Below are 23,472 nucleotides of genomic sequence, written 5' to 3'. Positions count from 1 at the left end.
TAATTTTTTACAATAAAGGAGAATTTTAATGGGAAATGACCTATTCGATAATTTAATGAAGACTTACGACAGACAACTAGATTATTCTGGAATTAATGGGGAAAGAATTGCAAAACGACTTTATGAACTTTCAGAAATAGGTTTTACATCAGATGGTGGAGTAAGGCGGCCAGGTTTTTCAAATGAAGAAAAAAGTGCTAAGCAACTTGTTAAAAGTTGGATGGACGAAGCCGGACTTAAGGTGACTGAAGATGGTGCTGGAAATGTTATTGGGCGATTGGATGGAGTCAATAACGACTTACCAGCAGTTGCTTCTGGCTCTCATGTTGATAGTGTACCAAATGGTGGGCATTTTGATGGTCCTGTAGGTGTATTGGCGGCACTGGAGGTTGCTTCAGCATGGAAAGAAATGAATTTCATTCCTAAAAAACCATATGAAATGATAATTTTCACGGATGAAGAGGGTTCGAGATTTAACAGTGGACTGACTGGAAGTACGGCGATGACTGGAAATGAGGATTATGCAAAACAAACACAGATGGTTGACTATAATGGCGATTCGTTTGAAAGTGTACTTCAAGCATATGGAAGCAGTCTTCAAGGGTTCAAGGAAGCAAAAAGAGACATGAAAGAGTTGGAGATTTTTATTGAAGTCCATATTGAGCAAGGGAAAAAACTCGAAAATGATGATCTCCCCGTTGGGATTGTTAGTGGAATTGCAGGTCCTGCATGGCTGGAAGTTACTTTTACTGGTGAAGCGGGACATGCGGGTAACACACCAATGAATGGTCGAAGAGACCCCTTAATAGCAGCAGCTGAGTTTATTCAAAAAGTTGAGGGTTTTCCTGAAAAAGTGAGTGACACGGCGGTAGCAACTATTGGCAAGGTTAATGTATCTCCGAATGGCATTAATGTGATTCCTCAACTAGTAACGTTGAATGTCGATATTCGAGATATCTATAAGGACACACGGGACGAGCTACTGCAATTGATTATTCAAGAAGCTGAACATATTGCTGGTAATAGGGAAATTAGTATCAATGTAAAGGAAAACACAAAAATACAGCCTGTCCCAATAAAAAAGGAGCTTCAAAACAAATTAGCAAATTCCATTTCGAAATACGGCTTAGAACCTGCCTATATACCAAGTGGAGCTGGTCATGATGCCATGAATCTTGGCATGCATATTCCGGTTGCAATGCTGTTTGTCAGGAGTAAAGATGGGATCAGCCATAATCCGAAAGAGTGGTCAACGCTTAATGATATAGTGACAACGATACATGTACTAAAGGACTGTGTTGAAGGGGTTATGGAGGAGTAAATTTTCATTTGAAATGACGTTTTATGTTCTCTTCTTATATTGTTTAAAAAAGCTATTTGAATAAAATGTGATCTATAGCAGTAAATAATTCGTTAGCTTAATAACAATAATAAGAGGGGACGATAAACATGGGAAAGCTTCTTAATAGATCATGGGTGACATATTTTATCGTGATAGCAATGATAGCATTTCTTACTGCCTGCGGTACAGATGAATTAGAAGATAAGGAAATGAAAAATACCGAAAAAGCTGATTCAGGAGAAGAAATGGAGAAAAATGAAGAAAAGAATGGTGAAGATACAGCAAAGAAAGATGACTCTAGTTCCGATGAAAAAAAAGAGAAGGATGATATGTCACAAAAGGAAATGAACGGTGAAGAGGTCAGTGGTGAGGTAGCATCTCCACTCTTAAAGGAAGGGGAAACCGTCACTTACAGCTTTCCAGACGAGGGAGAATATAAGATTCACTGTGATCCACATCCTGTAATGAAAATGACAGTTATCGTAAAGCAAGATGCTCCTTCTACTAAGCATGTAGAATTAGATATTGCCGATTATGAATATAGTGAGAAAGAGTTAGTTGTTGCTCCTGGAACTTCTATTACTTGGACGAATAGAGATCTTGCTGAACATAATGTGCATATCGTAGTAAAATAGTTAGTAGATAGATGAAAGGAATTTAATATGGTGAAAAAAACGAGTTCAAAATGGAACTCGTTTTTATTTTTGGCAGTAAAGAAAGTAACCCGTATTTCTTTTTGCATAAGTGCAACTAAGGCATTCGCCCAAAGGCTTGGCGAAAGCCAAGTTTTCTAATTTTGTAATATTAACATTCTTCTTATCACCTAGATAGCTACTTAATGAGATTAGCACCGCGCCATGAATGACTGGTTGCTGAGGTGTAATGGTGGGTCAGTACCTTAACCTCTCTTGATAAGTTGAAACACATCTATAAACAAAAAGAACTAATTTCAAGAAAAAACTTGAAATGTAAACCGCTTACATATATTATAGACTTATTAGTTTGTTTACCGAGCAAACTAATTATGAGGTAAAATTGTAAAAAGGAAAGGGCATGATGTGAAATGAAAACATTTATTACAGATGACTTTTTATTATATAGTGACGCAGCAAAGGAGCTTTACCATAATAAGGCCAAAAATTTGCCGATAATCGACTATCATAATCACCTAAATCAAGAAGAAATTCTATCAGATAAAAATTATACGAATCTAGCAGAAATTTGGCTCGCTGGTGATCATTATAAATGGAGAGCTATGCGTGCAAATGGAATAAATGAGGATTTTATTACTGGAAATAAATCTGATTACGATAAATTCTTAGCATGGGCTAAAACAGTTCCAAACATGATTGGTAATCCGCTGTACCATTGGACACATCTAGAATTGTTACGATATTTCAATATTGAAAAGCTTTTAAATGAACAATCCGCTCCAGCAATTTGGGAGGAAGCAAACAAGCAATTAGCCACTCCGGATTTGTCGGTAAGATCTTTATTAAAAAAAGAAAAGGTCGAATTTGTAGGAACAACAGATGATCCAACAGATGACTTAGCGATACATGCCCAATTAATGCAAGACGATTTTACGACTCAGGTATCCCCATCCTTTCGACCTGACAAAGGTATTCAAATCGAAAAGGATGAATTTGTTGCCTGGGTGGATCAATTAGCACAGGCGATAAATTCCTCGATTGATAATTATGAAGAATTTCTAATAGGCTTAGAAAATCGTGTTGATTATTTTGATAAACATGGGTGTAAAAGTTCAGATCATGGCATTAGTGTTATGTTCTATGAGGAAGCAACAAAAGATGATGTTGAAGCTATTTTTCGTAAGCGGATGAATGATCAGGAATTAACAATTAAAGAAATCGATCAATTTAAAACGTATACATTACTTTCATTGGCTGAAATGTACGCCATAAAAGGTTGGGTGATGCAACTACATATAGGGGCAAAGCGGAATAACAATACACGAATGTTTAACAAACTTGGTCCAGATAGCGGCTATGATTCTATTGGTGATCAATTGGTAGCAGAGCCATTAGCAAATCTATTAGATGCTTTGGAGCAAAAAGAAAGCCTGCCCAGAACAATTTTATATAGTTTGAATGCACGTGATAATTATATTCTTGCATCAATGGCAGGAAACTATCAAAACGATGAGATTGCCGGGAAAGTTCAGTTTGGTACGTCTTGGTGGTATAACGACCATATTGATGGCATGGAAGATCAAATGAAAATTCTAGCGAATGTTGGATCAATTAGTAATTTTGTTGGGATGTTAACAGATTCTAGAAGCTTTCTATCATTTTCACGCCATGAATATTTTAGAAGAATATTATGTAACTTGATTGGGACATGGGTAGATCAAGGGAAAGTACCAAATGATCTGGAGTTCTTGGGCAAATATGTAGAGAATATTTGTTATTACAATGCAAAACGCTATTTTAATTTATAGGAAGAGGTGAATCTATATGGAAATGAGTTTTCGTTGGTATGGGGAAGACGATCCAGTAACACTAGAACAAATAAGACAAATACCTGGTATGGTTGGAATTGTTTCCGCCATTTATGATACACCAGTAGGAGAAATTTGGTCATACGATAAAATAGTAGAGTTAAAGGAAATAATTGAAAAACATAGCCTAACGCTTAATGTTATTGAAAGTGTACCAGTTCATGAAGAGATTAAGATGGGGCTTTCTACTAGAGATAAATGGATTACGAATTACAAGGAAACATTACGAAACCTCTCAAAAGCTGGAATAAAGACGATTTGTTATAACTTTATGCCAGTGTTTGATTGGACTCGTTCGCAACTGGATGCTCCTTTGGCTGACGGTTCTAATTCATTGTTATATGATGATAAGTTGGTAAAGGATATTGATCCATTAGGCGGAGAACTTCAATTGCCCGGTTGGGATCTGTCGTATCAAACAGGAGATCTTCGGAAGATTATTGATCAATATCAAACCATTTCTGAACAGCAACTCATGGATAATTTAATTTATTTCTTAAAAGAAGTAGTACCAGTTGCTGAAGAAGAGGATATTCTGTTGGCGATACATCCAGACGATCCACCATGGCCGATATTCGGACTTCCACGAGTTATTACCAATAAAGAAAATGTTCAACACATGCTACAAGCAGTTGACAGTCCTAATAATGGAATTACGTTTTGCACGGGTTCTTATGGAGCGAACCCGGAAAATGACCTCTTGGAAATAATTGAGGCTGCCAAAGGGCGAATTCATTTTGTTCATGCTCGCAATGTAAAATGGATTGGTGAATTATCATTTCAAGAAACTTCCCATCTTTCCAGAGATGGATCAATTGATATGGTTAGCGTAGTTGAAAAGCTGTATGACTGTGGATTCACTGGTCCTATTCGTCCGGATCACGGGCGAATGATATGGGGAGAAGAAGGTAGACCAGGATATGGATTATATGACCGGTCACTCGGGGCAACTTATTTAAATGGCATTATAGATACACTTAATCGTAAATAAAAAGAAGGAGGCGTAACCATGCAAATACCATTTCACATAAATTTAAAGAATAAAGTAGCTGTCGTTACTGGTGGCAGTGGTGTGTTAGGTTCTGTATTATCGAAAGCATTAGCACAAGCGGGTGCCAAGGTCGTAGTGTTAGCAAGAAATAAAGAGAAGATTGATACCGTGGTTGAGCAAATAAAAGAACAGGGCGGAGAAGCGTTCGGTTATAGTGTGGATGTACTAAATAAAACGGAATTAGAAGCAGTACATCAAAAGGTTCTAGAGGTGGCTGGACCATGTTCTATTTTAATTAATGGGGCAGGGGGCAATCATGCGAAAGCGACAACATCAAAAGAGTTTTTTAATGTAGAAGATTTGCAAGACGGTGAGCAACAAACATTTTTTGACCTGGACTCTGAATCTGTTGGAGGGTTATTTAACCTGAACTTCATAGGTACGCTATTGCCTACACAGGTCTTTGGAAAAGATATGGTTGATCAGGAAGGTGCGACGGTTATTAATGTGTCATCTATGAATGCATACCGACCGCTAACCAAGATACCTGCTTATAGTGGCGCCAAGGCGGCAATAAGTAACTTCACACAATGGTTAGCAGTCCATTTTTCCAAAGTCGGCATCCGCGTTAATGCGATTGCACCAGGTTTTTTCCTTACAGAACAAAATGAAGGCTTAATGCTTAAGGAAAATGGGGAATTAAGTGAACGCGCGAATAAAATTTTATCACAAACACCTTTAGCTCGATTTGGTGAGCCTGAAGAGTTAGTTGGAACATTACTTTGGCTAGTAGACCAACAGTCCTCTAGTTTTGTAAATGGCATTGTTGTCCCAATCGATGGTGGCTTTTCAGCTTATTCAGGTGTGTAGAAAGGATGAAAATAGATGCAATCCTATCATATTTTAAGTCAAATGATAGCAAATAAATTAGCCCTTGTTATTCGTGGTGATAATCTTGCTATGGCAGAAGAAACTGCAGAAGCTTGTGTTAAGGGTGGGATAAAAACGTTAGAAGTCACTTTTACCGTTCCGAAAGCTGGGCGTTTGTTAGAAGCACTTGGAGACAAATATAATGATGACGTCTTAGTTGGCGCTGGTACAGTACTCGATAGTGAAACTGCTAGAGTAGCTATCCTGTCTGGTGCAAAGTTTATTGTGAGTCCAGGTTTTGACGTAGATACAGCGAAACTGTGTAACCGCTATGCTATTCCATACTTACCTGGATGTATGTCAGTAAATGAAATAATCCATGCAATAGAATATGGTGTGTCGGTAGTTAAACTATTTCCTGGAAATGCTTTTGATCCATCATTTATTAAAAATATCCATGGGCCACTTCCGCATGTAGCAATTATGCCTACTGGTGGAATTACAATAGATAATGTAGATACTTGGCTCGATGCTGGTGCATTGATGGTAGGTGTTGGTGGTGAAATTACTAAACCGGCAAAAGATGGTGACTACGGAAAAGTGGAGCAGCTTGCACGAGAATTTCAACAAAAGGTAAATGGGGAATAAGCTATGGGCAAAATTGTAACACTTGGCGAGATACTATTACGTCTAACACCTATCAATAATCAACGATTAAATCAAGCTGGAGGCTTTCATGCATATTACGGTGGCGCTGAAGCCAATGTAGCCAGGTCGCTAAGTAATTTCGACCATGATGTTTCCTGTCTTACGGCTTTACCCCGAATGATCTGGGTGATGCCGCAGAGGCTCATTTAAAATCAGGAGGAATTGATACAACGTGGGTTTTTCGTAGTGGAGAGCGAATCGGCAGCTATTATTATGAAGAAGGATTTTCGCTTAGACAGGCTAAAGTAATTTATGATCGTAAATATTCATCTTTCCTTGAATTACCGAATGAAACGATTAATTGGGATGCTATTTATAGTGACATTGATCTCCTACACACTACTGGTATAACGCCAGCAGTAAGTGCTGAAATGAAAGATTTCACGCTACTAGCTATTAAAGAGGCAAAAAAGCGAAACATCCAAGTAAGCTTTGATTTTAATTACCGAAGTAAGTTATGGTCAGTTGAAGAAGCAAGGGAGACATTTTTGAAGATTTTACCCTATGTTGATATTTGCTTTGCAGGTTATAAAGATTTTGTTTACCTTCTAGGAAATGACGGGCCAGAACAATTTGATGAGGCAGTTTTAGAAAGGTATTACGGAGAGTTTGCTGAACACTACGATATAGCTTATTTTTCATGCACTAATAGAACTGTTCATTCTTCCTCGAGCAACGAACTTGAAGGTTACATTTTTAATAATGGTGTTCTTTATAAAAGTAATAGTTTTTCATTTGAAATAGTGGATCGAATTGGCGGTGGTGATGCATTTGCCGCTGGTGTAATACACGGAATTTTGGCGAATTTAAATTCGCAAGAAACGATTGAATTTGGTATTGGATCAAGTGTATTGAAGCATCTGGTATACGGGGACCATAATCAATTCAATGCTGATGAAGTGGCAGAGTTTCTCGCCAGTCAAGGGAAAGACGTGAATAGATAAAATAAAGATGGCGTGTGCTTTTTAAAGCATACGCCATCTTTTTTCTTTTATGTCCTTTTCGTAGATTTTGTTGTTCTTTAACCCTCGTAATTGATATAAAATGCGACGTAAGTGCCATGTTTTGTGCTTGAACAACCGTTCCGGAAATCCACTACGCTTTCCACGGGCTCGCGATGAGCCTCCTCGCGAGCAAAAACCGCTCACTGCGGGGTCTCATCGTCTTCGCTTTCCCGCAGGAGTCTACGTGGATTTCCTTCACTAGGGTTGAACTCCTCCTAAAATTCATAACATTCATCTCTTCACTCTTCAGTGATTGGAGCGGAGGGCAGTCGACTCCTGCGGGAGGATAGGCATAGGTGAGACCCCACAGTGCGACAGCACGAGGAGGCTCACCAGCCGCCCTAAGGTGCGCGACTGCCCGCAGCGGAAATCAACCAGCACTTACGTCGTAGTCTATAGATTTTGTGTCAAAAACAACAATCTTTGAGAAAACAGCTTTAAAATAAAACCCTTGCTAAATAAATAACCATCGTGACCGTAATAGCACTGAATAGGGTTGAAAACAATACGACCTGTGCCGCAAAATTAGGATGATTTTTATATTCTTGTGCAATAACTGCACTGTTTACAGATGTAGGCATTGCAGAGGCGATTAACAATGCTTGAGCTGTGATTCCACTTATGTTAAAAATAAAAATTATTACCAATGCGACTAATGGGCCAACTACTAGACGAAGCAATAAACTCAAATATACGGATGACAATCCTGATTTAAATTTAATATTAGCTACCTGGGCACCCAAAGTTAACAATGCAAGAGAAATCATCGCTTCAGAAATATAATTAGCAGGCACCCAAATAAATGAGGGAATCGGAACACTAAAGATATTTAAGGTTATTCCTGCTATTAAAGCATATAAAACTGGCATTTTAAAATAACCAAGTGCAGCCTGTAATTTTCCTATTTTAATAGATTGAAGCGAGAAAATGCCATAGGAAAATAAGAATATATTTTGCAGCGTAAGAACGATAACTTGAATAGACATAGCAAATGGGTCACTTTTAAAAACTAAGTCATTAACGGGGACACCGTAATTTCCCGAGTTAAAGAACATCACACTATTAGAAAAGGATGTCTTCATTCCTTTATCAGCGCCTATCACCTTAGCTACTAAAATTGAAATAAGATAAAGGATAAACACATAAATCACAAAAAAAATCAGTACTTTTATAAATAAATTGAAGGAGAACTGCGTGCTGTATAATTTAACAAATATGAAGCCTGGGACAAGAAAGTAAATATTTATTCTTGCTAACGTTTGTATATCTAGGTTGAACTTTTTTTGCATGAAAAAACCAATACCCATGATAACGAAAATAGGTAAAAGGATATCTTTTAGAATAATGAATAGTTCTGTCAAAATAATGCCTGCCTTTCTAATTAATAGTAAAAGAATTCCCTGTAGGAAAAACAGGGAATTCTTTTACTAATGAACTGCTTTTCCTATAACAGGTTCTTCTGGAATCGTTAAAATAAGCTCAGGGACTTCTAGAAAGCGTTGAATTGCTAATGCACATGCACCTAGTACACAAGCTTTATTACCAAGATCGGATATAACTAATTCACGGTATTGGCTTACAGATGAAGTTAAATTGTTTTTTATTTTATCAATTGTATTTGGATACATTTGCAATATCTCGCTATTTAAAACCAGAGTTTCTGGGTTATATAAATTGATGATGTTGTTTATGCCAATCGATAGATAGCTTATAAATTTTTTCAAATGCTTCTCAGCAATAGGGTCTTGTTCAATTATCAAAGTTTCTACATCCTGATATGTTAAATTTGGTTTATTCAAATCCTTTGAAAGCTGCCTGAACAAACTTGGTTCAGCCGCATACAGCTCCCAGCAACCATGATTACCACATCTACAAAGTTCCCCATCTGGAGAAATAATCATATGCCCCATCTCACCAGCATAGCCGTGATATCCTTTATGAAGCTTACCGTCGATGATGATTCCTGCCCCAATACCCGAAGTCAAAATGATCGTTAGTAAATTATCACTTTTATGGTGCTTGTAGACCTTTTCGGCATAGGACGATAGATTAGCATTATTTTCAATGGAGATAGTTATGTTTAATGCTTGTTCGAGTGGGTCCTTTAAGTTTTTATTGCGCCATTGATTCTTAGGTACGAACAGGATGCTTTCATCATTATTAACAGTGCCATGAATCCCAATCATCACACTCACCAAACCATAACGGCTAGTTGAATACTTTTTATCATACTCTTTAATTTGTTTAATTAATAACTGTACGATAGCATCAAAATCATCGACTTTCAGTTGAATCGTATCACTTTGAATTGGATACCCCCGTAAATCTGAAACAGTATATTGAATATGTCTATAGTCAAGATCGATTCCTAAAACATATCCCGCATCACCGTTAATACAAAGCATGATAGGTCTTCTGCCAACAGCATTATGCTCTTGCTGTGTTTCATAAATTAGTTCTTCTTCCAAAAGATTAGCAACCTGAACAGAAATAGTTGCTTTGTTTAGGCCAGTTATTTTTGATAAGTCAGCCCGCGATATCATACCATGTTCGATTATCGTTTTTAAAAGTAAGCCCCTATTAATTTTCTTTATGTAAGCACCGTCACCTGTGATCATGCGACAACCCCCTAGTATTTTGAAATGTATTAAATGGAGTGGGTTTTAAAATGAATATATTTTATTTGTTTAATGGACAAATAAAATAGTAAAATAAAAAGTAAATACAATTAGTAAAGCGATTACAAATACTGTAATTTTATTATATAACAAAATATAAGCTATTGGAATGAAACTGTCTATTTTGGATTGAATTTAGTTAAAACTGCTTTTAAAAAAGCACAAACAGTCAATTTTACCGAATAAATAGACAGTTTGAGGCAATGATTTTAACAGTTAGTTGTTATAAACTTAGAATAAGTTCACTGAAAGGAATGGTCAGTTTGAACGAACCATTAATTGTTAACTATCGAGTGCACGGAAACTTAGGATCTTTTGACTACCATTCACATCAAGAGTATGAGATTTATTTTTTTCATGCAGGCTCATGCAGGTATTTGATTCATAATCAAATTTATGATTTGGAGCGTGGCGATATTTTATTAATGGATGGTATTGCACTTCATAAACCAAATGTTCGTCAGAATAGTGAATACGTTCGAAGTACCATTCACTTTTCGCCTCAGTGGATTGAAAGTGTACTAGGTGAAATGGACAGTGTGCATTTATTGGATCCATTTCAAAAGCTCCATCACTGTTTAATTCGAACGAATGAAAATAGCGAATCGAAGCAATTAGAAGAACTTATTCGTCGGTTGCAAGTGATAAAGCAAATATCAGTACATGATGTTTATGCAGAAACAGAAATGAAAGTCTTGTTTCTGCAGGTTTTGATTAGTGTTAATCGACTAGGTCAAATGGACTCGCGGAAATTACCGAACAAAACAGAGAAGACTGAGTACGCGGAAAATATAGGGGCATATATTCAATCTAATTATATGCGTAAGCTGACAGTGGCTTCTATTGCCGAGGCACTTAATTTAAGTAAATCTTATGTTTCCCATTTATTTAAAGAAATGACAGGCTTTACTGTTTTGGAATATTTAATGGGATGTCGGTTAACACAAGTGAAGTATTTACTTGAAATGGAGCCTGATAAAGCTTTAAAAGATATTGCCATTGAAAGTGGATTTGAAAGCGTTTCCCATTTTAGTCGTTATTTTCGCAAAAAGGTAGGCGTGACAGCAAGAGAATATCGGAAATTACGTCAATAAAATTATAAGGAGAACTGATTATGAAAAAAATAAGATTAGGAATTATTGGATTAGGTGCACAAGGTGGTGCATACGCTGGATTTATCACAGAGGGTAGAGTGAAAAACATGGAAATTGGTGCTATTTGTGACACCGACTCAGAGAAAAGAGCAGTGGCTGAGGAAAAATATCCTGACGTTCCTTTCTATGACAACTACATCGATATGATGGAAAGTGGAAATGTTGATGCAATAGTTACGTGTGTCCCACATTACTTACATCCAGAAATGGGGATAAATGCATTAAAAAGAGATATCCATGCATTGGTTGAAAAACCAGCAGGTGTTTATACAAAACAGGTAAAAGAATTAAATGAATTTGCCGCAACAAAACCAGAATTAACTTTTGGAATTATGTTTAACCAAAGAACTAATGAACTATATCAAAAAGTTAAAGAAGTTATTGATAATGGCGAAATTGGTGATATTCGTCGTACAAATTGGATTATTACTACATGGTGGAGGCCTCAAGGCTACTATGACCAAAGTGCGTGGAGAGCAACATGGGAAGGTGAAGGTGGCGGTGTTCTTGTTAACCAGGCACCACATCAATTAGATTTATTGCAATGGATTTGCGGTGTTCCTAAAAAGGTTTATTCGAATGTAAAATACGGCTACCAACGAGATATTGCTGTGGAAGATGAGGTTACGACGCTACTTGATTATGGTAACGGTGCAACTGGTGTATTTATAACTTGTACACATGACATTATGGGAACAGATCGCTTCGAAATTCTTGGTGACAAAGGAAAAATAGTAGTCGATGATAGCAAGAAGGTTACCATTAAACGGCTTCATAAATCTGAGTCTGAAATGAGCGATACAATGAGCTGGGCAGATGTTACAAAACTCTTCATGGGTGGAGAGCTGTCGGAAGTTTATAGTGAGGAAGTAATTGAATTCGAAAGTGTTTGGGGCGGGCAGCATACTGCAGTGATGGAAAACTTCGCGGCCAATATTTTAGATGGAACTCCTTTACTGGCACCTGGAAGCGACGGCATAAATGGTGTTGCGTTAGCCAACGCTATCCATCTATCAAGCTGGTTAGGTAAGGAAGTTGAAATGCCAGTGGATGAAGATGTCTACCTGAACGAATTAAACAAAAAGATAGAAGAAGAAAAAGTCAATCAAAAATAATAATCTAGCAAACTAACACATTGCCGGCTTGGCTATGTGTTAGTTTTAAGGGGGAACGAGCTTATGCTTAAAATAGCCGTTATTGGGCTTGGAGATATTTCGAAGATTCATATACCAGCGATTCAAGCTAACCCTAATTCAGAATTGACAGCCGTGTGCGATAGTGATGAAGCATTAAAAGATACAGTTCCGGGAGTCAACTTTTATTCCGACTATGAGGAGATGCTTGAACAGGAGAACCTAGATTGTGTGCATGTTTGTCTGCCGCATCACCTCCATTATTTGGCGACTAAAGCGTGTGTGGAAAAGGGTGTCCATGTATTTCAAGAAAAGCCTTTGGCACGAAATGCGGAAGAAGGCATGTCCTTAGTAGATTTGGAAGAAGCAAATAAAGATATTAAGATATGTGTATCCTTCCAAAATCGATTCAATGAAACATTTGAAAAGCTCCAGGAAATTGTAGCAAGTGGAAAATACGGTAAAATAACTGGTTTAAAAGGGTTGGTCACGTGGTTTCGGTCAAAGGCGTATTATGATGTCAAACCATGGCGAGGTCAAATGAAATATGCTGGCGGTGGTGTCATGATTAACCAAGCGATACACACATTGGATTTAATGCAATTGCTCGGTGGTCAAATTAACACAATTAGAGGATCCATAGATAACTTATTTGATTATGGTTATGAAGTAGAAGATACAGCAGTAGCCAACATTCAATTTAGCAATGGTTCTACTGGATTATTTTTTGCAACAAACACGAATGCAGGAAATTCCAGTGTCGAGCTACAGGTTATGTTAGAAAAAGGTAAATTAACGATAAAAGACAGTATTCTAACAAAGATAAATGAACAGGGGAAAAAAGTAGAAATAATAGAAGATCAAAAACTTCCTGGATCAAAATTTTATTATGGGGCTAGCCATGCTAAATTAATTAATCATTTCTACACATGTATCAAAAATGATTCTCAGGATTATATCCATGTAAAGGATGCGCAAACATCCATGGAGATGATCAGTGCGATTCGTAGATCTTCAGAAATTAAACAAGAAATAAAAATGGAGGTATACCAATAATGATAAAAGGAAAAATTGGCGTACAAATGATGATGCTAAAAGGAAAAGTGGAAGAACTTGGTGCCTATGAAACGATGAAAAGGTTATCTGAACTTGGTTATGGTGCAGTAGAAGTATCACAAATTCCGATGACAGAGGAAAATGTAGCAGAGTTGAAACGGGCAAGTAAAGATTTCGATATTAAAATTGCAGCAATGTCTGCTCCTTTAGAGCCAATGATGCCAGGTGCCCCTGGTGAGACGTTAACAGATGATTTTGATAAAATTGTCAACGATTGTAAAACACTTGATTGTAACTTCTTACGTATTGGGATGCTCCCATTAAATGTAATGAGTGATAAGGATCAAATCATTGCTTTTATCGAAAGAGCAGAGGCAATGGCTGGAAAACTGGTCGAACAAGGAATTGAATTGTATTATCATACACATCATATTGAATTTCAAAAATTTGATGGCGAGTATTTATTGGATCTGATCAAAAACAATACATCAAAGCTCGGCTTTGAATTAGATGTACATTGGATTCAACGGGCTGGTGTCAATCCGGTTGAATTTATTAAAGAATATAAAGGACGTATTTCGCTATTACATTTGAAAGATTATCGTATTGGAAAATTGGATGTCGAGGAAGATGATTTAAAAGATATGGGTAAATTTTTTGGGAAATTCACCAACTTGATAGAGTTTGCTGAAGTAGGCGAAGGAAACCTTGATATGAAGGCTATTATTGAAACAGGTCTAGATAGCGGTGTGCAATACTTCTTAATTGAACAGGATGATACGTACGGGAAGGATCCGTTCGACTGCCTTAAAATATCAGCAGATAATTTAAGAGAACTAGGTTATGCCGACTGGTTCTAAGAAAAAACTAGAAATGGATTAATAGATGTATACAGGAGTGATAATTAATGGGTAAGGACGGAATGAATTATGCACCAAAAGGGAAGCCGAATCCGGTTGTAAAGGAAGGGGAATTCCCAATCGCTGCAGCCGCATTGGATCATGGTCATATTTATGGCATGTGTAATGGTTTAGTTGAAGCGGGTGCCACGTTGAAATGGGTTTACGATCCAGATAAGGAAAAGGTAGCAGGCTTTGTTAAAGAATTCCCGGAGGTTCAAGTAGCTGATTCATTAGAGCAAATCTTGAATGACGAAACAATTAAACTAGTAGCAGCGGCAGCCATCCCATCGGAACGAAGTGCACTTGGCAATCAAGTAATGGAGGCTGGAAAAGATTACTTTACAGATAAGACGCCATTTACCACGATGGCTCAATTAGAAGAGACGAAACGTGTAGTAGAACGAACAGGGCAAAAGTATATGGTTTATTTCAGTGAACGGTTACATGTAGAGGGCGCTGTTTTTGCAGGTGATTTGATCAACGATGGCGCAATTGGAAAAGTGATTCAGGTCACAGGTTTTGGACCACATCGTCTGAATGCTCCAAGTCGCCCAAATTGGTTTTTCAATAAAGAACAATATGGTGGAATCCTATGTGATATCGGTAGCCACCAAATTGAGCAATTTTTGTACTATACAGGTTGTGAAGATGCGGAAATTTTACATAGTAAAGTAGGTAACTACAATAATCCAGAGTATCCAGAATTAGAGGATTATGGCGATGCAACTTTACTTGGTAATAATGGAGCAACACAAATTTTCAAAGTGGATTGGTTTACCCCTGATGGATTACGTACATGGGGAGATGGACGTACCTTTATTACCGGAACAGAGGGAACGATTGAAATTCGTAAATACGTTGATGTAGCGCAGGAAGCAGATACCGGTGATCATCTCTATCTAGTGAATAAAGATGGTGAGAAACATTACGAGCTATCAGGCAAGGTTGGCTTCCCGTTTTTTGGTGAATTTATTAAAGATTGTATGGATCGTACGGATAATGCGATGACGCAGGCCCACGCTTTTAAAGCGGCGGAGTTATGTCTCATAGCCCAAGAACAGGCAATTATAGTATCGAAGTAACACTAGAACTCTATGAAAAGTAAAAAACAATATTCTAGGCTATAAAATAAAGTGCTCTATATACTCTTAATTTTTAAAAGAGCAATATGGGGCATTAATTATTTAAAAAATCAAAAAAACACTTGCTATTTGAAGCGCTTACATTTATTATGTAACTACTCTTTAGTTTGTTTGGTGAACAAAATAAAAACATTGCGTTTTAATATGATGCTTTTGTGGCATATTTCACAAAGAAGTCACCCATATGAAGGCGCATTAAACCAAGGGGGGAGTATGTCAAGAAATACAAAAGGAAATGGCCGTGAATATAACACTGCTAAATTTCCTAACTGTGATGTTAGTAGTTATAAAATTGGTTATTCATTTTAAACTAGTGTTACCAAAGCAATGTCCGCTTTTTTAATTTTTGACGGAGTTTATATTATGGTATTGTTTACTGAATTAAATACCCATGGGGTTATTCTTTGATCCTATAGATAGTTTGTTTTCGAAACAAACTATCTATAGGATAATAAAACACAAAGTAGTTTTAATAATTTATTATGTAAGCGGTTTAATTTAATTAGAGTTGAGAGTGTAAACCAGCTAGTTCTACAGGTAAGTTATTTAGTTTGTTTTTGGATTAATTCAAATCTTATTAAAAAAGATTTAATATGGGGGAGTATTATGTCAACTAAAACGGTAGAAAATAATCACCAATATAATACGGCTAAATTATGGCAAATTGGATTATTCACTTTGAATAATACATCGACAAACCTTTATTTGTTTGCTTTAGCATTTGTAACTTACTACGCGACAGGTTTTGTTGGAATAGCGGTTTTAGCAGTAAGTACCCTTTTGGGAGCAATGAGACTCTTTGACGGTTTAATAGATCCTGTTATAGGATTTATTATCGATAAAACAGAAACAAGATTTGGGAAATATAGACCATTAATAATCATTGGAAATATAATCTTAGCGTTTTCTGTTTTACTTATTTATGCAACACATTTATTACCAGAAGGAGTACGGTTAATTGCCTTAGTCCTGTTTTATATCATACACAAAATAGGATATTCGATTCAAACATCGGTTACTAAAGCTGGACAGACTGTATTAACCAATCACCCTAAACAACGCCCATTATATGCTGTTTTTGATGGTATATATAATGCTTTAATTTTTACTGGTGGACAGGTTTTTGTAGCTTCATATCTGGTTGCAAAACACGGAGGATTTACGTTAGATTTATTTGCAGAATTAAATACCTATGCATTGATTCTCTCAGGTGTTTTTGCCGTATTAGCTGTCATAGGTCTAGGTAATAAAGATAATAAAGAAAACTACGGATTAGGGGAAGATACGACTGAAACTAATTCTATTCGCGAATACTGGCAAGTTGTTAAGAGAAATAGACCATTACTATTGCTTTCACTTTCAGCGTCTGCCGATAAACTCGCTTTTCAGCTTCTACGTCAATCGGTTGTAGTGGTTATGTTATTTGGAATTTTATTAGGGAATTATGAATTAAGTGGTACCATGGGAATGATTACACTTATACCAAACATACTGATTGTATTTTTAGTAGTGGCAATAGCTAGAAAAACAGGCTTAAGGAAGGCGTATCTTTCCTCAGTTTGGGTAGCTTTCCTATCTTTAGTTGGTTTGTTTCTTCTATTTATAGTGTTAGATGACCCTACAAGTATTTCAATGAGTAATATTGGGGTAGCAACAGTTGTGTTTTTAGCTTTATATACTTTAGCAATGAGCTTTGGCGCTATTCCAACTACACTCGTAGTACCGATGGTGGCAGATGTTTCAGATTATGAAACACATAAATCAGGTCGTTATATTCCTGGTATGATGGGTACAATTTTCTCGTTTATCGATCAATTTGTTTCTTCTGCAGCTCCGATTATTATGGGCCTAGTTGTGGCTATGATTGGATATGGATCAGAGTATCCAGCAATAGGAGAATCATTAACAACTCCTTTATTCTGGGCGACATTAGCGCTAGCATTTGGAATACCAGCATTGCTATTAGTTGTATCGATTGTTAGTATGAAATTCTATAAACTTGATCAAAATACAATGGAAGAAATACAAGCAGGGATTGCAGAAAGAAAAGCAGAGATTGCAGAAAAAAAAGCAGAGAAAGATAAATCGAATACTTTATAGTGACTTTTTGAACAACCTTTTATAGGAGAATAATAAACCATGTTCAAATAGAATACTAGAATAAGGGGAAGTTTCATTATAAATGAGGCGACCTCTTTTTTCTTGCACGTAAGAATTATACTATTTGATTTGTTCCGGTCGGCTAACATCGCGACGTTCTGGGCCTGCGATTACTCGGCCTACCGAAAACATTTGACGACCTACTAAGCTTTTGACGCTTTAATCTCACCCCACCAAGTACTGGCGGAAGCTGTACTTGTTGGACGTTTAGTTAAGCCATCTAGTAGTACTTGTAACCGTTGAACAGGACCAAATTCATCATGTCCGAGTACAAGTAACCGTGGTAAAAAATCATTAAGAAATATACAACCTGTTAAAGAGGATGTTCAAAAAGTCACCAAATGATAAACTACGAATTTCTTCGTTGGCTTGTCTTTCCGGTCCTCATGTAGCAGTAACAGGGAGGAACTTCTACGTTGCCCACGTTCTGTTGGCGACGTAGAAGTCAGCACATCCTGTGCAAGTCTGGTCCTCAAGGACTTCGTCGCCTTGAACTTCTTGTTTCTAATTCAGCGACTTTTTGATCACGCACTTAAAGATAAAAGAATTCATTGAAAAGAAAACACGAAATTTTTAAAAAAGGTTGTAGTGACCAAGTAAAAAGTAGAAATCCCAGTGTGACGGGATTTCTATGGGTTTAAGTCGAAAGTCGGTTTAGGAACCGAAATTAAAGTTAAAAGCGACAATCATAATTAGCAATTATTTGAATCTAGCTTAACCTTTTTTTGTTCTATTTTTTTAAAAGCAACTGTTGCAGCCCACATAATTAATAATGATAAAATGCTTCCGCTAAAGAATGGTAATATAGCTGGAAAATAAATAATGACGAAATAAATAATTAAAGACCCTGAAAGCATAAAAAATGTAGTCATTGGGTTCATTGTCATTATTAAAAAAGAATTTTTAAAGAGATGACCTAATTTTAGGTCGTAATGTACATAAGTCGGAAAAAGATATAGAACAGATAAATAAAAAATTAAATTTAATACAATCAATGGATAATAAAATAATTGTAGAAAGCTATTACCAGCGTCAGCAATAAAATTAATTTCCAGGTAGAAAATAATGGCGATAATCGAGATGATCATTCCTATAAAGTTGCTTTTTAAAAATTCCTGTTTATAAAACTTCCAAAATGTTTTAAACACAGGGACATCCTCTTTCTTAATTAGTAAACTCATAACGAAGAACATAGCAAATGTTGCTGGGAAAAGTCCAAAAATAAATAAACCCATTATTGTAAATCCAATCCATAGGATATTGATGAAGGCTAATTTCGTAATCCAGTCTGTAATTTTATAAGCTACTGCCATAAATCCAGTTGTTGACATATTCTGCCTCCCAAAACATGATTTGATTTGTCAATAATACTAACAAACTCGTAAATTAGCAAGATAATTGTAGGAATGATCAGAATAGGTAAAAATATTCTCGATTAGGTAATAATAATCCATTGTTCGGTGAAATCTGTAAAACTATAATAAGAATCATAGCAATTGAAAAGGGGTGAATAATTTGAAAAGCAAAAAGAAAGCGCATGCAAAGCGAATTAGAAAAAAACGAAGTTCATTTAACGGATGGAAGGATACAGTAGCGGGTTATCTTTTTATAGCCCCTATGTTTATCGGGACTTCAATTTTAGTTATTTTTCCAATCATTGCTTCCTTCTTTTTAAGTTTTACTGACTGGAATTTTGTTACTGGAATAAATGGGTTTAATTTTATTGGATTAGCAAATTTTAAGGAATTGTTTAATGACGCCAATTTTTTGAAATCGCTTACAAATAATATTATTTTGTTATTAGCCATTCCAATTGGTTTATTTATATCCTTGATTCTTGCTGTTGTTATTAATAAACATGTTTATTTTAAAGACTTTTTTAAAGTAATATATTTCATGCCATTTATTTCAAGTGTTGTTGCAATTGCGATCGTATTCCAAGTATTATTTCATCCAACCTTAGGTCCCATCAACCAATTGTTAATGTCGCTTGGGGTGGAAAACCCACCAGGATGGATCGCGGACGTAGATTTCGCTCTTCCTTCTGTAATGTTAATCCTAATTTGGACAAACATAGGGTTTCAATTAATTATTTATTTAGCAGGTTTGCAAAATATTCCAAAGGAGCTCTACGAGGCTGCAGAGATGGACGGTGCAACTGCGTGGTATCAATTTAGAGAAATTACAGTACCGCTAGTTTCACCAACAACATTTCTACTTTTGGTTACTGGACTAATAAGTAGTTTTAAAGTATTTGATTTGATTATCGTGTTAACGAACGGTGGTCCTGCTTATTCCACTTCAATACCAGTAGTTTACCTTTATGAACAAGCATTTGTTGAATTGAGAACAGGATATGCCTCAACGATAGCATTAGTGGTATTAGCCGTCGTTCTTCTTATTACATGGCTGCAAATAGTCGTTCAGAAAAAATGGGTTAATTACTAGGAAAGGAGGAGGGTTAATTGATACAAAGGCTAAAAAAGGTGAACATGCGGAAATTGACAATAACTGTAGTCATGGCCATTGGTGGAATTATATTTTTGTTACCCTTTTTTTGGATGATTTCTGCTTCATTTAAGCCAGAGGAAGACGTATTAGCTTTTCCTATCCAATGGATTCCGGAAACATGGAATGCAATCGACAATTATTCGCAAGTATGGTTCGGTGAAGGTACGTTTCTATTATATTATTGGAATTCATTTAAAGTAACAATGTTTACTACATTAACGTCAGTTACCGTTTCAAGCTTAGCAGCATACGCCTTTGCTAAAGTGAATTTCAAGGGTAGAGATTTACTATTTATTATCGTGCTTGCAACCTATATGATTCCCCCACAATCATTATTAGTAACACAGTTCCTATTATTTAAATGGTTTGGGTTAATTGATACACACTTGGGATTGGTTTTATTAAATAGTTTTAGTGTTTTTGGAACGTTTATGCTTAGGCAATTTTTCTTAGGGGTTAGTAATGAAATAATAGAATCTGCAAAAATTGATGGTGCAGGACACTTTAGAACCTTTTTTCATATTGGTCTTCCATTAGTTCGTCCAGCTATTGCAACGTATGCGATTCTCAGATTTATTTGGACATGGAATGATTATCAGTATCCATTTATATTTCTGCGATCCGAAAATCTTTATACATTGCAATTAGGAATCTATCAATTCGCAGATGCCCATGGGAGTATTTATTCCTTAATGATGGCAGCGTCTGTTTCTGCGATAATACCGTTGCTTATCATTTTTGTAATAGGACAAAAGCAAGTTATTGATGGAATTCAATTAGGTGGTGTAAAAGGATAAAAAGAGTAGTAAAAACGGGGTATTCATAGCTTTTAAAAAATAAAGGAGGAATAAATAATGAAGCATAGGTTTTTAACGTGGTTCAGTATACTTGTAGTAGCTTTTGCATTGGCAGGCTGTTCTGGAAATGATGAAGCTTCGGGGGATAATGGGGAAGATGGAGTAACGATCAAGTTCCATACATGGATTAATGATGAGGTTGGTAATTGGGATGAGGTGATTGCAGCATTTGAAAAAGAACATCCAGGAATAAATGTTGAGACTATTCCTTTAGTTGAGAACATGTCAAATGATGATTATCTTAAAAAATTAGATTTGCTTGCTTCTTCAGGTGAACAATTGGATGTGTTTATGTTTGCCAACAGTTTGGACCTTTCCAAGCGAGTCTCAGCCGGTCTAGTGGCTCCAATTGATTCCTTTGTAGAAGAGGAAGGTCTTAATGTGGAAGAGGAATATAATAATACGTATGCTCCAATAAATGGATCCTATTACGGTTTGCCTGCTAAACTAACTACAAATTTAGTTTTACTGAACAAAGATCACTTGGATGCTGCAGGATTAGAAATACCAACGGATTGGACTTGGAATGATTATAAGGAATACGCTAAAAAGTTAACAAAAGGGGAAGGTACTGAAAAAACATATGGTTCTTACTTCCATACTTGGCCAGATACGTATCTTATTTTGAAATTGCTAGGGAAGTCAAAAAATATAAACATTATTAATGAGGATGGTTCTTCCAATATGGATGATCCGTTGCTAAAAGAGACGTTAAAATTACGTTATGAGATGGAACAAGAAGATAAAACGTCAGTACCATTGTCGGCAACACTTTCTCAAAAGCTTGATTATCGACAACAGTTTTTCTCTCAATCTGCAAGTATGATACCAACCGCTAGTTATATGATTACAGAATGGGGAGAGTTTACTCCAGATTTCACTATGGCCTGGGCTCCATGGCCAAAAAATAAGGAAGATGGTCCTTCATATGCCCGTATGGGAGGAGACATAATGAGTATTGCAAAAAATTCGGAGCACAAAGAAGAAGCTTATAAATTCATCAGATGGTTTACAACGGAAGGGATTAAAATACAAAACATTTCGATTCCTTCTTGGACCAAGACGGACTTGAATGAAGTAGTGGATAATCTTATCTCAACTACTCCAAAACCAGAAGCAATTCATAAAGAATCATTATTATATACATTGAAAAATTCAGAGGCTTCGGAAGTATTTGTTCCACAACCATTTTTGTCAGAAGCATACAGTGAATTCAATGCTGAGGCGGAAATGTATTTGTTGGGTGAACAAGATTTAGAAACCACTATATCAAATGCCAAAAAGAAAGTGCAAGCGATTATTGACAATAATAAATAAAGCAGTTTCATTCAACTATTAGGAGGATAACAATTGCCAAATGTAAATGATGTGACACGTGAATCTTGGATTTTAAATACTTTCCCTGAGTGGGGAACATGGTTAAATGAGGAAATAGAAGAGACAGTTGTTGATAAAAATACGTTTGCTATGTGGTGGCTTGGGTGTACAGGTATTTGGGTGAAAACGGAAAATGATACCAACATTCTGATGGACCTGTGGTGTGGTACCGGAAAGCGTACTCGCAAAAACAAAATGATGAGAAAACAGCACCAAATGCAACGAATGAGTGGTGTGAAAGAGTTACAGCCGAATTTGCGAAATGCACCTTTCGTGATTGATCCATTTGCTATCAAAAATTTAGATGCACTTGTGGTTACGCATTTTCATTCAGACCATATTGATGTGAATGCAGCTGCTGCAGTGCTTCAGAATTGTGATGAATCTGTACCATTTATCGGTCCGCAAGCCTGTGTCGATCTTTGGATTAGCTGGGGTGTACCGGAGCAACGTTGTAAAACAGTCAAACCAGGGGATGTTGTCAAAATAAAAGATACGGAAATAGTTGTTTTGGAAGCATTTGATCGTACAGCACTTATTACAGCTCCTGAAGGTGAAATACTGAAGGATAAAATGCCTATGGAAATGAATGATGTAGCAGTCAATTATTTGATCAAAACACCAGGGGGAAGCCTTTACCATGCGGGTGACTCGCATTATTCCAATTATTTTGCCAAACATGGCAATGAGCACAGAATCGATGTTGCTTTGGGAGCTTACGGGGAAAACCCTCGTGGAATTACCGACAAAGTAACGTCCGTTGATATGCTTCGTATGGCTGAATCGCTAAATGCAAAAGTCATCATCCCTGTCCATCATGATATTTGGACAAATTTCCAGGCTGATCCCAAAGAAATTCAACTAGTTTGGGAATCTAAAAAGGACCGCCTAAATTATCAATTTAAGCCGTATACGTGGCAGGTCGGTGGGAAGTACGTATTCCCGGATGACAAGGATAAATTAGAATACCACCACCCAAGAGGATTTGATGACGCTTTCACACTGGAGCCTGATGTACCTTACAAGTCTTTCTTATAAAAATAAGAATCTAAATAATGGCATTACA

General features: G+C 36.6%; 21 protein-coding genes and 1 riboswitch. Of the genes, 18 read left to right on the top strand and 3 right to left on the bottom strand.

The genetic code is table 11. From position 1 onward, the window contains the following. Positions 1–28: 28 nt before the first annotated feature. From CFK40_RS17705 to CFK40_RS17670, 8 genes are all read left to right on the top strand, one after another. The gene (locus CFK40_RS17705; protein WP_089533715.1) at positions 29–1,321 is read left to right on the top strand and encodes a M20 family metallo-hydrolase; all 1,293 of its coding nucleotides are present in this window, start codon (positions 29–31) and stop codon (positions 1,319–1,321) included. 128 nt (positions 1,322–1,449) lie between these two features. Beyond that, complete coding sequence (locus tag CFK40_RS17700; RefSeq protein WP_089533714.1) at positions 1,450–1,977, top strand: plastocyanin/azurin family copper-binding protein; 528 nt, start codon at positions 1,450–1,452, stop codon at positions 1,975–1,977. Positions 1,978–2,155: 178 nt separating this feature from the next. Continuing rightward, positions 2,156–2,260, bottom strand: a riboswitch (SAM riboswitch). A gap of 145 nt (positions 2,261–2,405) precedes the next feature. Then, positions 2,406–3,803 (top strand): glucuronate isomerase, encoded by a 1,398-nt coding sequence (gene uxaC / locus CFK40_RS17695; RefSeq protein WP_089533713.1) that lies wholly within the window; start codon positions 2,406–2,408, stop codon positions 3,801–3,803. Between the two features lie 16 nt (positions 3,804–3,819). Continuing rightward, a complete protein-coding gene (uxuA, locus tag CFK40_RS17690) occupies positions 3,820–4,854 on the top strand; it encodes a mannonate dehydratase (protein ID WP_089533712.1) in 1,035 nt (344 codons plus the stop codon). Between the two features lie 18 nt (positions 4,855–4,872). Next, a complete protein-coding gene (locus tag CFK40_RS17685; protein ID WP_089533711.1) occupies positions 4,873–5,724 on the top strand; it encodes an SDR family oxidoreductase in 852 nt (283 codons plus the stop codon). Between the two features lie 15 nt (positions 5,725–5,739). After that, on the top strand, positions 5,740–6,372 hold the full coding sequence (locus tag CFK40_RS17680) for a bifunctional 2-keto-4-hydroxyglutarate aldolase/2-keto-3-deoxy-6-phosphogluconate aldolase (RefSeq protein ID WP_089533710.1): 633 nt from the start codon (positions 5,740–5,742) through the stop codon (positions 6,370–6,372). A 3-nt stretch (positions 6,373–6,375) separates the two neighbouring features. Further along, complete coding sequence (locus CFK40_RS17675; protein WP_089533709.1) at positions 6,376–6,582, top strand: hypothetical protein; 207 nt, start codon at positions 6,376–6,378, stop codon at positions 6,580–6,582. Continuing rightward, positions 6,528–7,376: a sugar kinase gene (locus CFK40_RS17670; protein ID WP_089533708.1), complete on the top strand. Its 849-nt coding sequence runs from the start codon at positions 6,528–6,530 to the stop codon at positions 7,374–7,376. Before CFK40_RS17675 ends, CFK40_RS17670 begins: the two co-directional genes overlap by 55 nt. 497 nt (positions 7,377–7,873) lie before the next feature. Here the strand turns inward: CFK40_RS17670 and CFK40_RS17665 are convergent, their stop codons facing one another. Further along, positions 7,874–8,797, bottom strand: a complete 924-nt coding sequence (locus tag CFK40_RS17665) for an AEC family transporter (protein WP_089533707.1) — start codon at positions 8,795–8,797, stop codon at positions 7,874–7,876. Between the two features lie 66 nt (positions 8,798–8,863). Then, positions 8,864–10,054, bottom strand: a complete 1,191-nt coding sequence (locus CFK40_RS17660; RefSeq protein WP_089533706.1) for an ROK family transcriptional regulator — start codon at positions 10,052–10,054, stop codon at positions 8,864–8,866. A gap of 323 nt (positions 10,055–10,377) precedes the next feature. Here CFK40_RS17660 and CFK40_RS17655 point away from each other — a divergent pair, with 323 nt between their 5' ends. The 6 genes from CFK40_RS17655 to CFK40_RS17630 all read left to right on the top strand — a co-directional run bounded on the left by CFK40_RS17655 (position 10,378) and on the right by CFK40_RS17630 (position 17,601). Continuing rightward, positions 10,378–11,208: an AraC family transcriptional regulator gene (locus CFK40_RS17655; protein ID WP_161493902.1), complete on the top strand. Its 831-nt coding sequence runs from the start codon at positions 10,378–10,380 to the stop codon at positions 11,206–11,208. A gap of 20 nt (positions 11,209–11,228) precedes the next feature. Continuing rightward, positions 11,229–12,383: a Gfo/Idh/MocA family protein gene (locus tag CFK40_RS17650; RefSeq protein WP_193433342.1), complete on the top strand. Its 1,155-nt coding sequence runs from the start codon at positions 11,229–11,231 to the stop codon at positions 12,381–12,383. Positions 12,384–12,446: 63 nt separating this feature from the next. Further along, positions 12,447–13,457: a Gfo/Idh/MocA family protein gene (locus CFK40_RS17645; protein ID WP_089533703.1), complete on the top strand. Its 1,011-nt coding sequence runs from the start codon at positions 12,447–12,449 to the stop codon at positions 13,455–13,457. After that, positions 13,457–14,317, top strand: coding sequence for a sugar phosphate isomerase/epimerase family protein (locus CFK40_RS17640; RefSeq protein ID WP_089533702.1), 861 nt, complete (start codon positions 13,457–13,459; stop codon positions 14,315–14,317). Before CFK40_RS17645 ends, CFK40_RS17640 begins: the two co-directional genes overlap by 1 nt. A 47-nt stretch (positions 14,318–14,364) precedes the next feature. Continuing rightward, positions 14,365–15,441, top strand: coding sequence for a Gfo/Idh/MocA family protein (locus CFK40_RS17635; protein ID WP_089533701.1), 1,077 nt, complete (start codon positions 14,365–14,367; stop codon positions 15,439–15,441). Between the two features lie 666 nt (positions 15,442–16,107). Continuing rightward, positions 16,108–17,601 (top strand): MFS transporter, encoded by a 1,494-nt coding sequence (locus CFK40_RS17630; protein WP_089533700.1) that lies wholly within the window; start codon positions 16,108–16,110, stop codon positions 17,599–17,601. A gap of 752 nt (positions 17,602–18,353) precedes the next feature. Here CFK40_RS17630 and CFK40_RS17625 read toward each other — a convergent pair. Next, positions 18,354–18,992, bottom strand: coding sequence for a YesL family protein (locus CFK40_RS17625; protein WP_089533699.1), 639 nt, complete (start codon positions 18,990–18,992; stop codon positions 18,354–18,356). A 175-nt stretch (positions 18,993–19,167) separates the two neighbouring features. On the opposite strand from CFK40_RS17625, the gene CFK40_RS17620 reads away from it, so the two are divergent. Genes CFK40_RS17620 through ulaG form a run of 4 tightly spaced genes read left to right on the top strand, consistent with a single transcriptional unit; the run spans position 19,168 to position 23,444 of the window. After that, complete coding sequence (locus tag CFK40_RS17620; RefSeq protein ID WP_405196559.1) at positions 19,168–20,109, top strand: carbohydrate ABC transporter permease; 942 nt, start codon at positions 19,168–19,170, stop codon at positions 20,107–20,109. A gap of 44 nt (positions 20,110–20,153) precedes the next feature. After that, positions 20,154–20,969 carry a carbohydrate ABC transporter permease gene (locus CFK40_RS17615; RefSeq protein WP_089534444.1) on the top strand — a complete coding sequence of 272 codons (816 nt, stop codon included), beginning with the start codon at positions 20,154–20,156 and terminating at the stop codon, positions 20,967–20,969. A 57-nt stretch (positions 20,970–21,026) separates the two neighbouring features. After that, positions 21,027–22,346 (top strand): ABC transporter substrate-binding protein, encoded by a 1,320-nt coding sequence (locus tag CFK40_RS17610; RefSeq protein WP_089533698.1) that lies wholly within the window; start codon positions 21,027–21,029, stop codon positions 22,344–22,346. 33 nt (positions 22,347–22,379) lie between these two features. Next, positions 22,380–23,444 carry an L-ascorbate 6-phosphate lactonase gene (ulaG, locus tag CFK40_RS17605; protein WP_089533697.1) on the top strand — a complete coding sequence of 355 codons (1,065 nt, stop codon included), beginning with the start codon at positions 22,380–22,382 and terminating at the stop codon, positions 23,442–23,444. The last annotated feature ends 28 nt before the right edge of the window (positions 23,445–23,472 follow it).

Source organism: Virgibacillus necropolis, assembly GCF_002224365.1.
Lineage (GTDB): Bacteria > Bacillota > Bacilli > Bacillales > Amphibacillaceae > Virgibacillus_F > Virgibacillus_F necropolis.
Note: the sequence above shows the minus strand (reverse complement) of the source record. Positions and strands in the feature narration are given on the sequence as shown.

What these genes read in the sequence shown, in the direction of transcription:
- CFK40_RS17675 (WP_089533709.1), top strand. Translation starts at nt 6,376, where the DNA reads ATGGGCAAAATTGTAACACTTGGCGAGATACTATTACGTCTAACACCT.
- CFK40_RS17630 (WP_089533700.1), top strand. Translation starts at nt 16,108, where the DNA reads ATGTCAACTAAAACGGTAGAAAATAATCACCAATATAATACGGCTAAA.
- CFK40_RS17635 (WP_089533701.1), top strand. Translation starts at nt 14,365, where the DNA reads ATGGGTAAGGACGGAATGAATTATGCACCAAAAGGGAAGCCGAATCCG.
- CFK40_RS17705 (WP_089533715.1), top strand. Translation starts at nt 29, where the DNA reads ATGGGAAATGACCTATTCGATAATTTAATGAAGACTTACGACAGACAA.
- CFK40_RS17660 (WP_089533706.1), bottom strand. Translation starts at nt 10,054, where the DNA reads ATGATCACAGGTGACGGTGCTTACATAAAGAAAATTAATAGGGGCTTA.
- uxaC (WP_089533713.1), top strand. Translation starts at nt 2,406, where the DNA reads ATGAAAACATTTATTACAGATGACTTTTTATTATATAGTGACGCAGCA.
- uxuA (WP_089533712.1), top strand. Translation starts at nt 3,820, where the DNA reads ATGGAAATGAGTTTTCGTTGGTATGGGGAAGACGATCCAGTAACACTA.
- CFK40_RS17680 (WP_089533710.1), top strand. Translation starts at nt 5,740, where the DNA reads ATGCAATCCTATCATATTTTAAGTCAAATGATAGCAAATAAATTAGCC.
- CFK40_RS17615 (WP_089534444.1), top strand. Translation starts at nt 20,154, where the DNA reads ATGCGGAAATTGACAATAACTGTAGTCATGGCCATTGGTGGAATTATA.
- CFK40_RS17625 (WP_089533699.1), bottom strand. Translation starts at nt 18,992, where the DNA reads ATGTCAACAACTGGATTTATGGCAGTAGCTTATAAAATTACAGACTGG.
- CFK40_RS17610 (WP_089533698.1), top strand. Translation starts at nt 21,027, where the DNA reads ATGAAGCATAGGTTTTTAACGTGGTTCAGTATACTTGTAGTAGCTTTT.
- CFK40_RS17685 (WP_089533711.1), top strand. Translation starts at nt 4,873, where the DNA reads ATGCAAATACCATTTCACATAAATTTAAAGAATAAAGTAGCTGTCGTT.
- CFK40_RS17640 (WP_089533702.1), top strand. Translation starts at nt 13,457, where the DNA reads ATGATAAAAGGAAAAATTGGCGTACAAATGATGATGCTAAAAGGAAAA.
- CFK40_RS17700 (WP_089533714.1), top strand. Translation starts at nt 1,450, where the DNA reads ATGGGAAAGCTTCTTAATAGATCATGGGTGACATATTTTATCGTGATA.
- CFK40_RS17645 (WP_089533703.1), top strand. Translation starts at nt 12,447, where the DNA reads ATGCTTAAAATAGCCGTTATTGGGCTTGGAGATATTTCGAAGATTCAT.
- CFK40_RS17650 (WP_193433342.1), top strand. Translation starts at nt 11,229, where the DNA reads ATGAAAAAAATAAGATTAGGAATTATTGGATTAGGTGCACAAGGTGGT.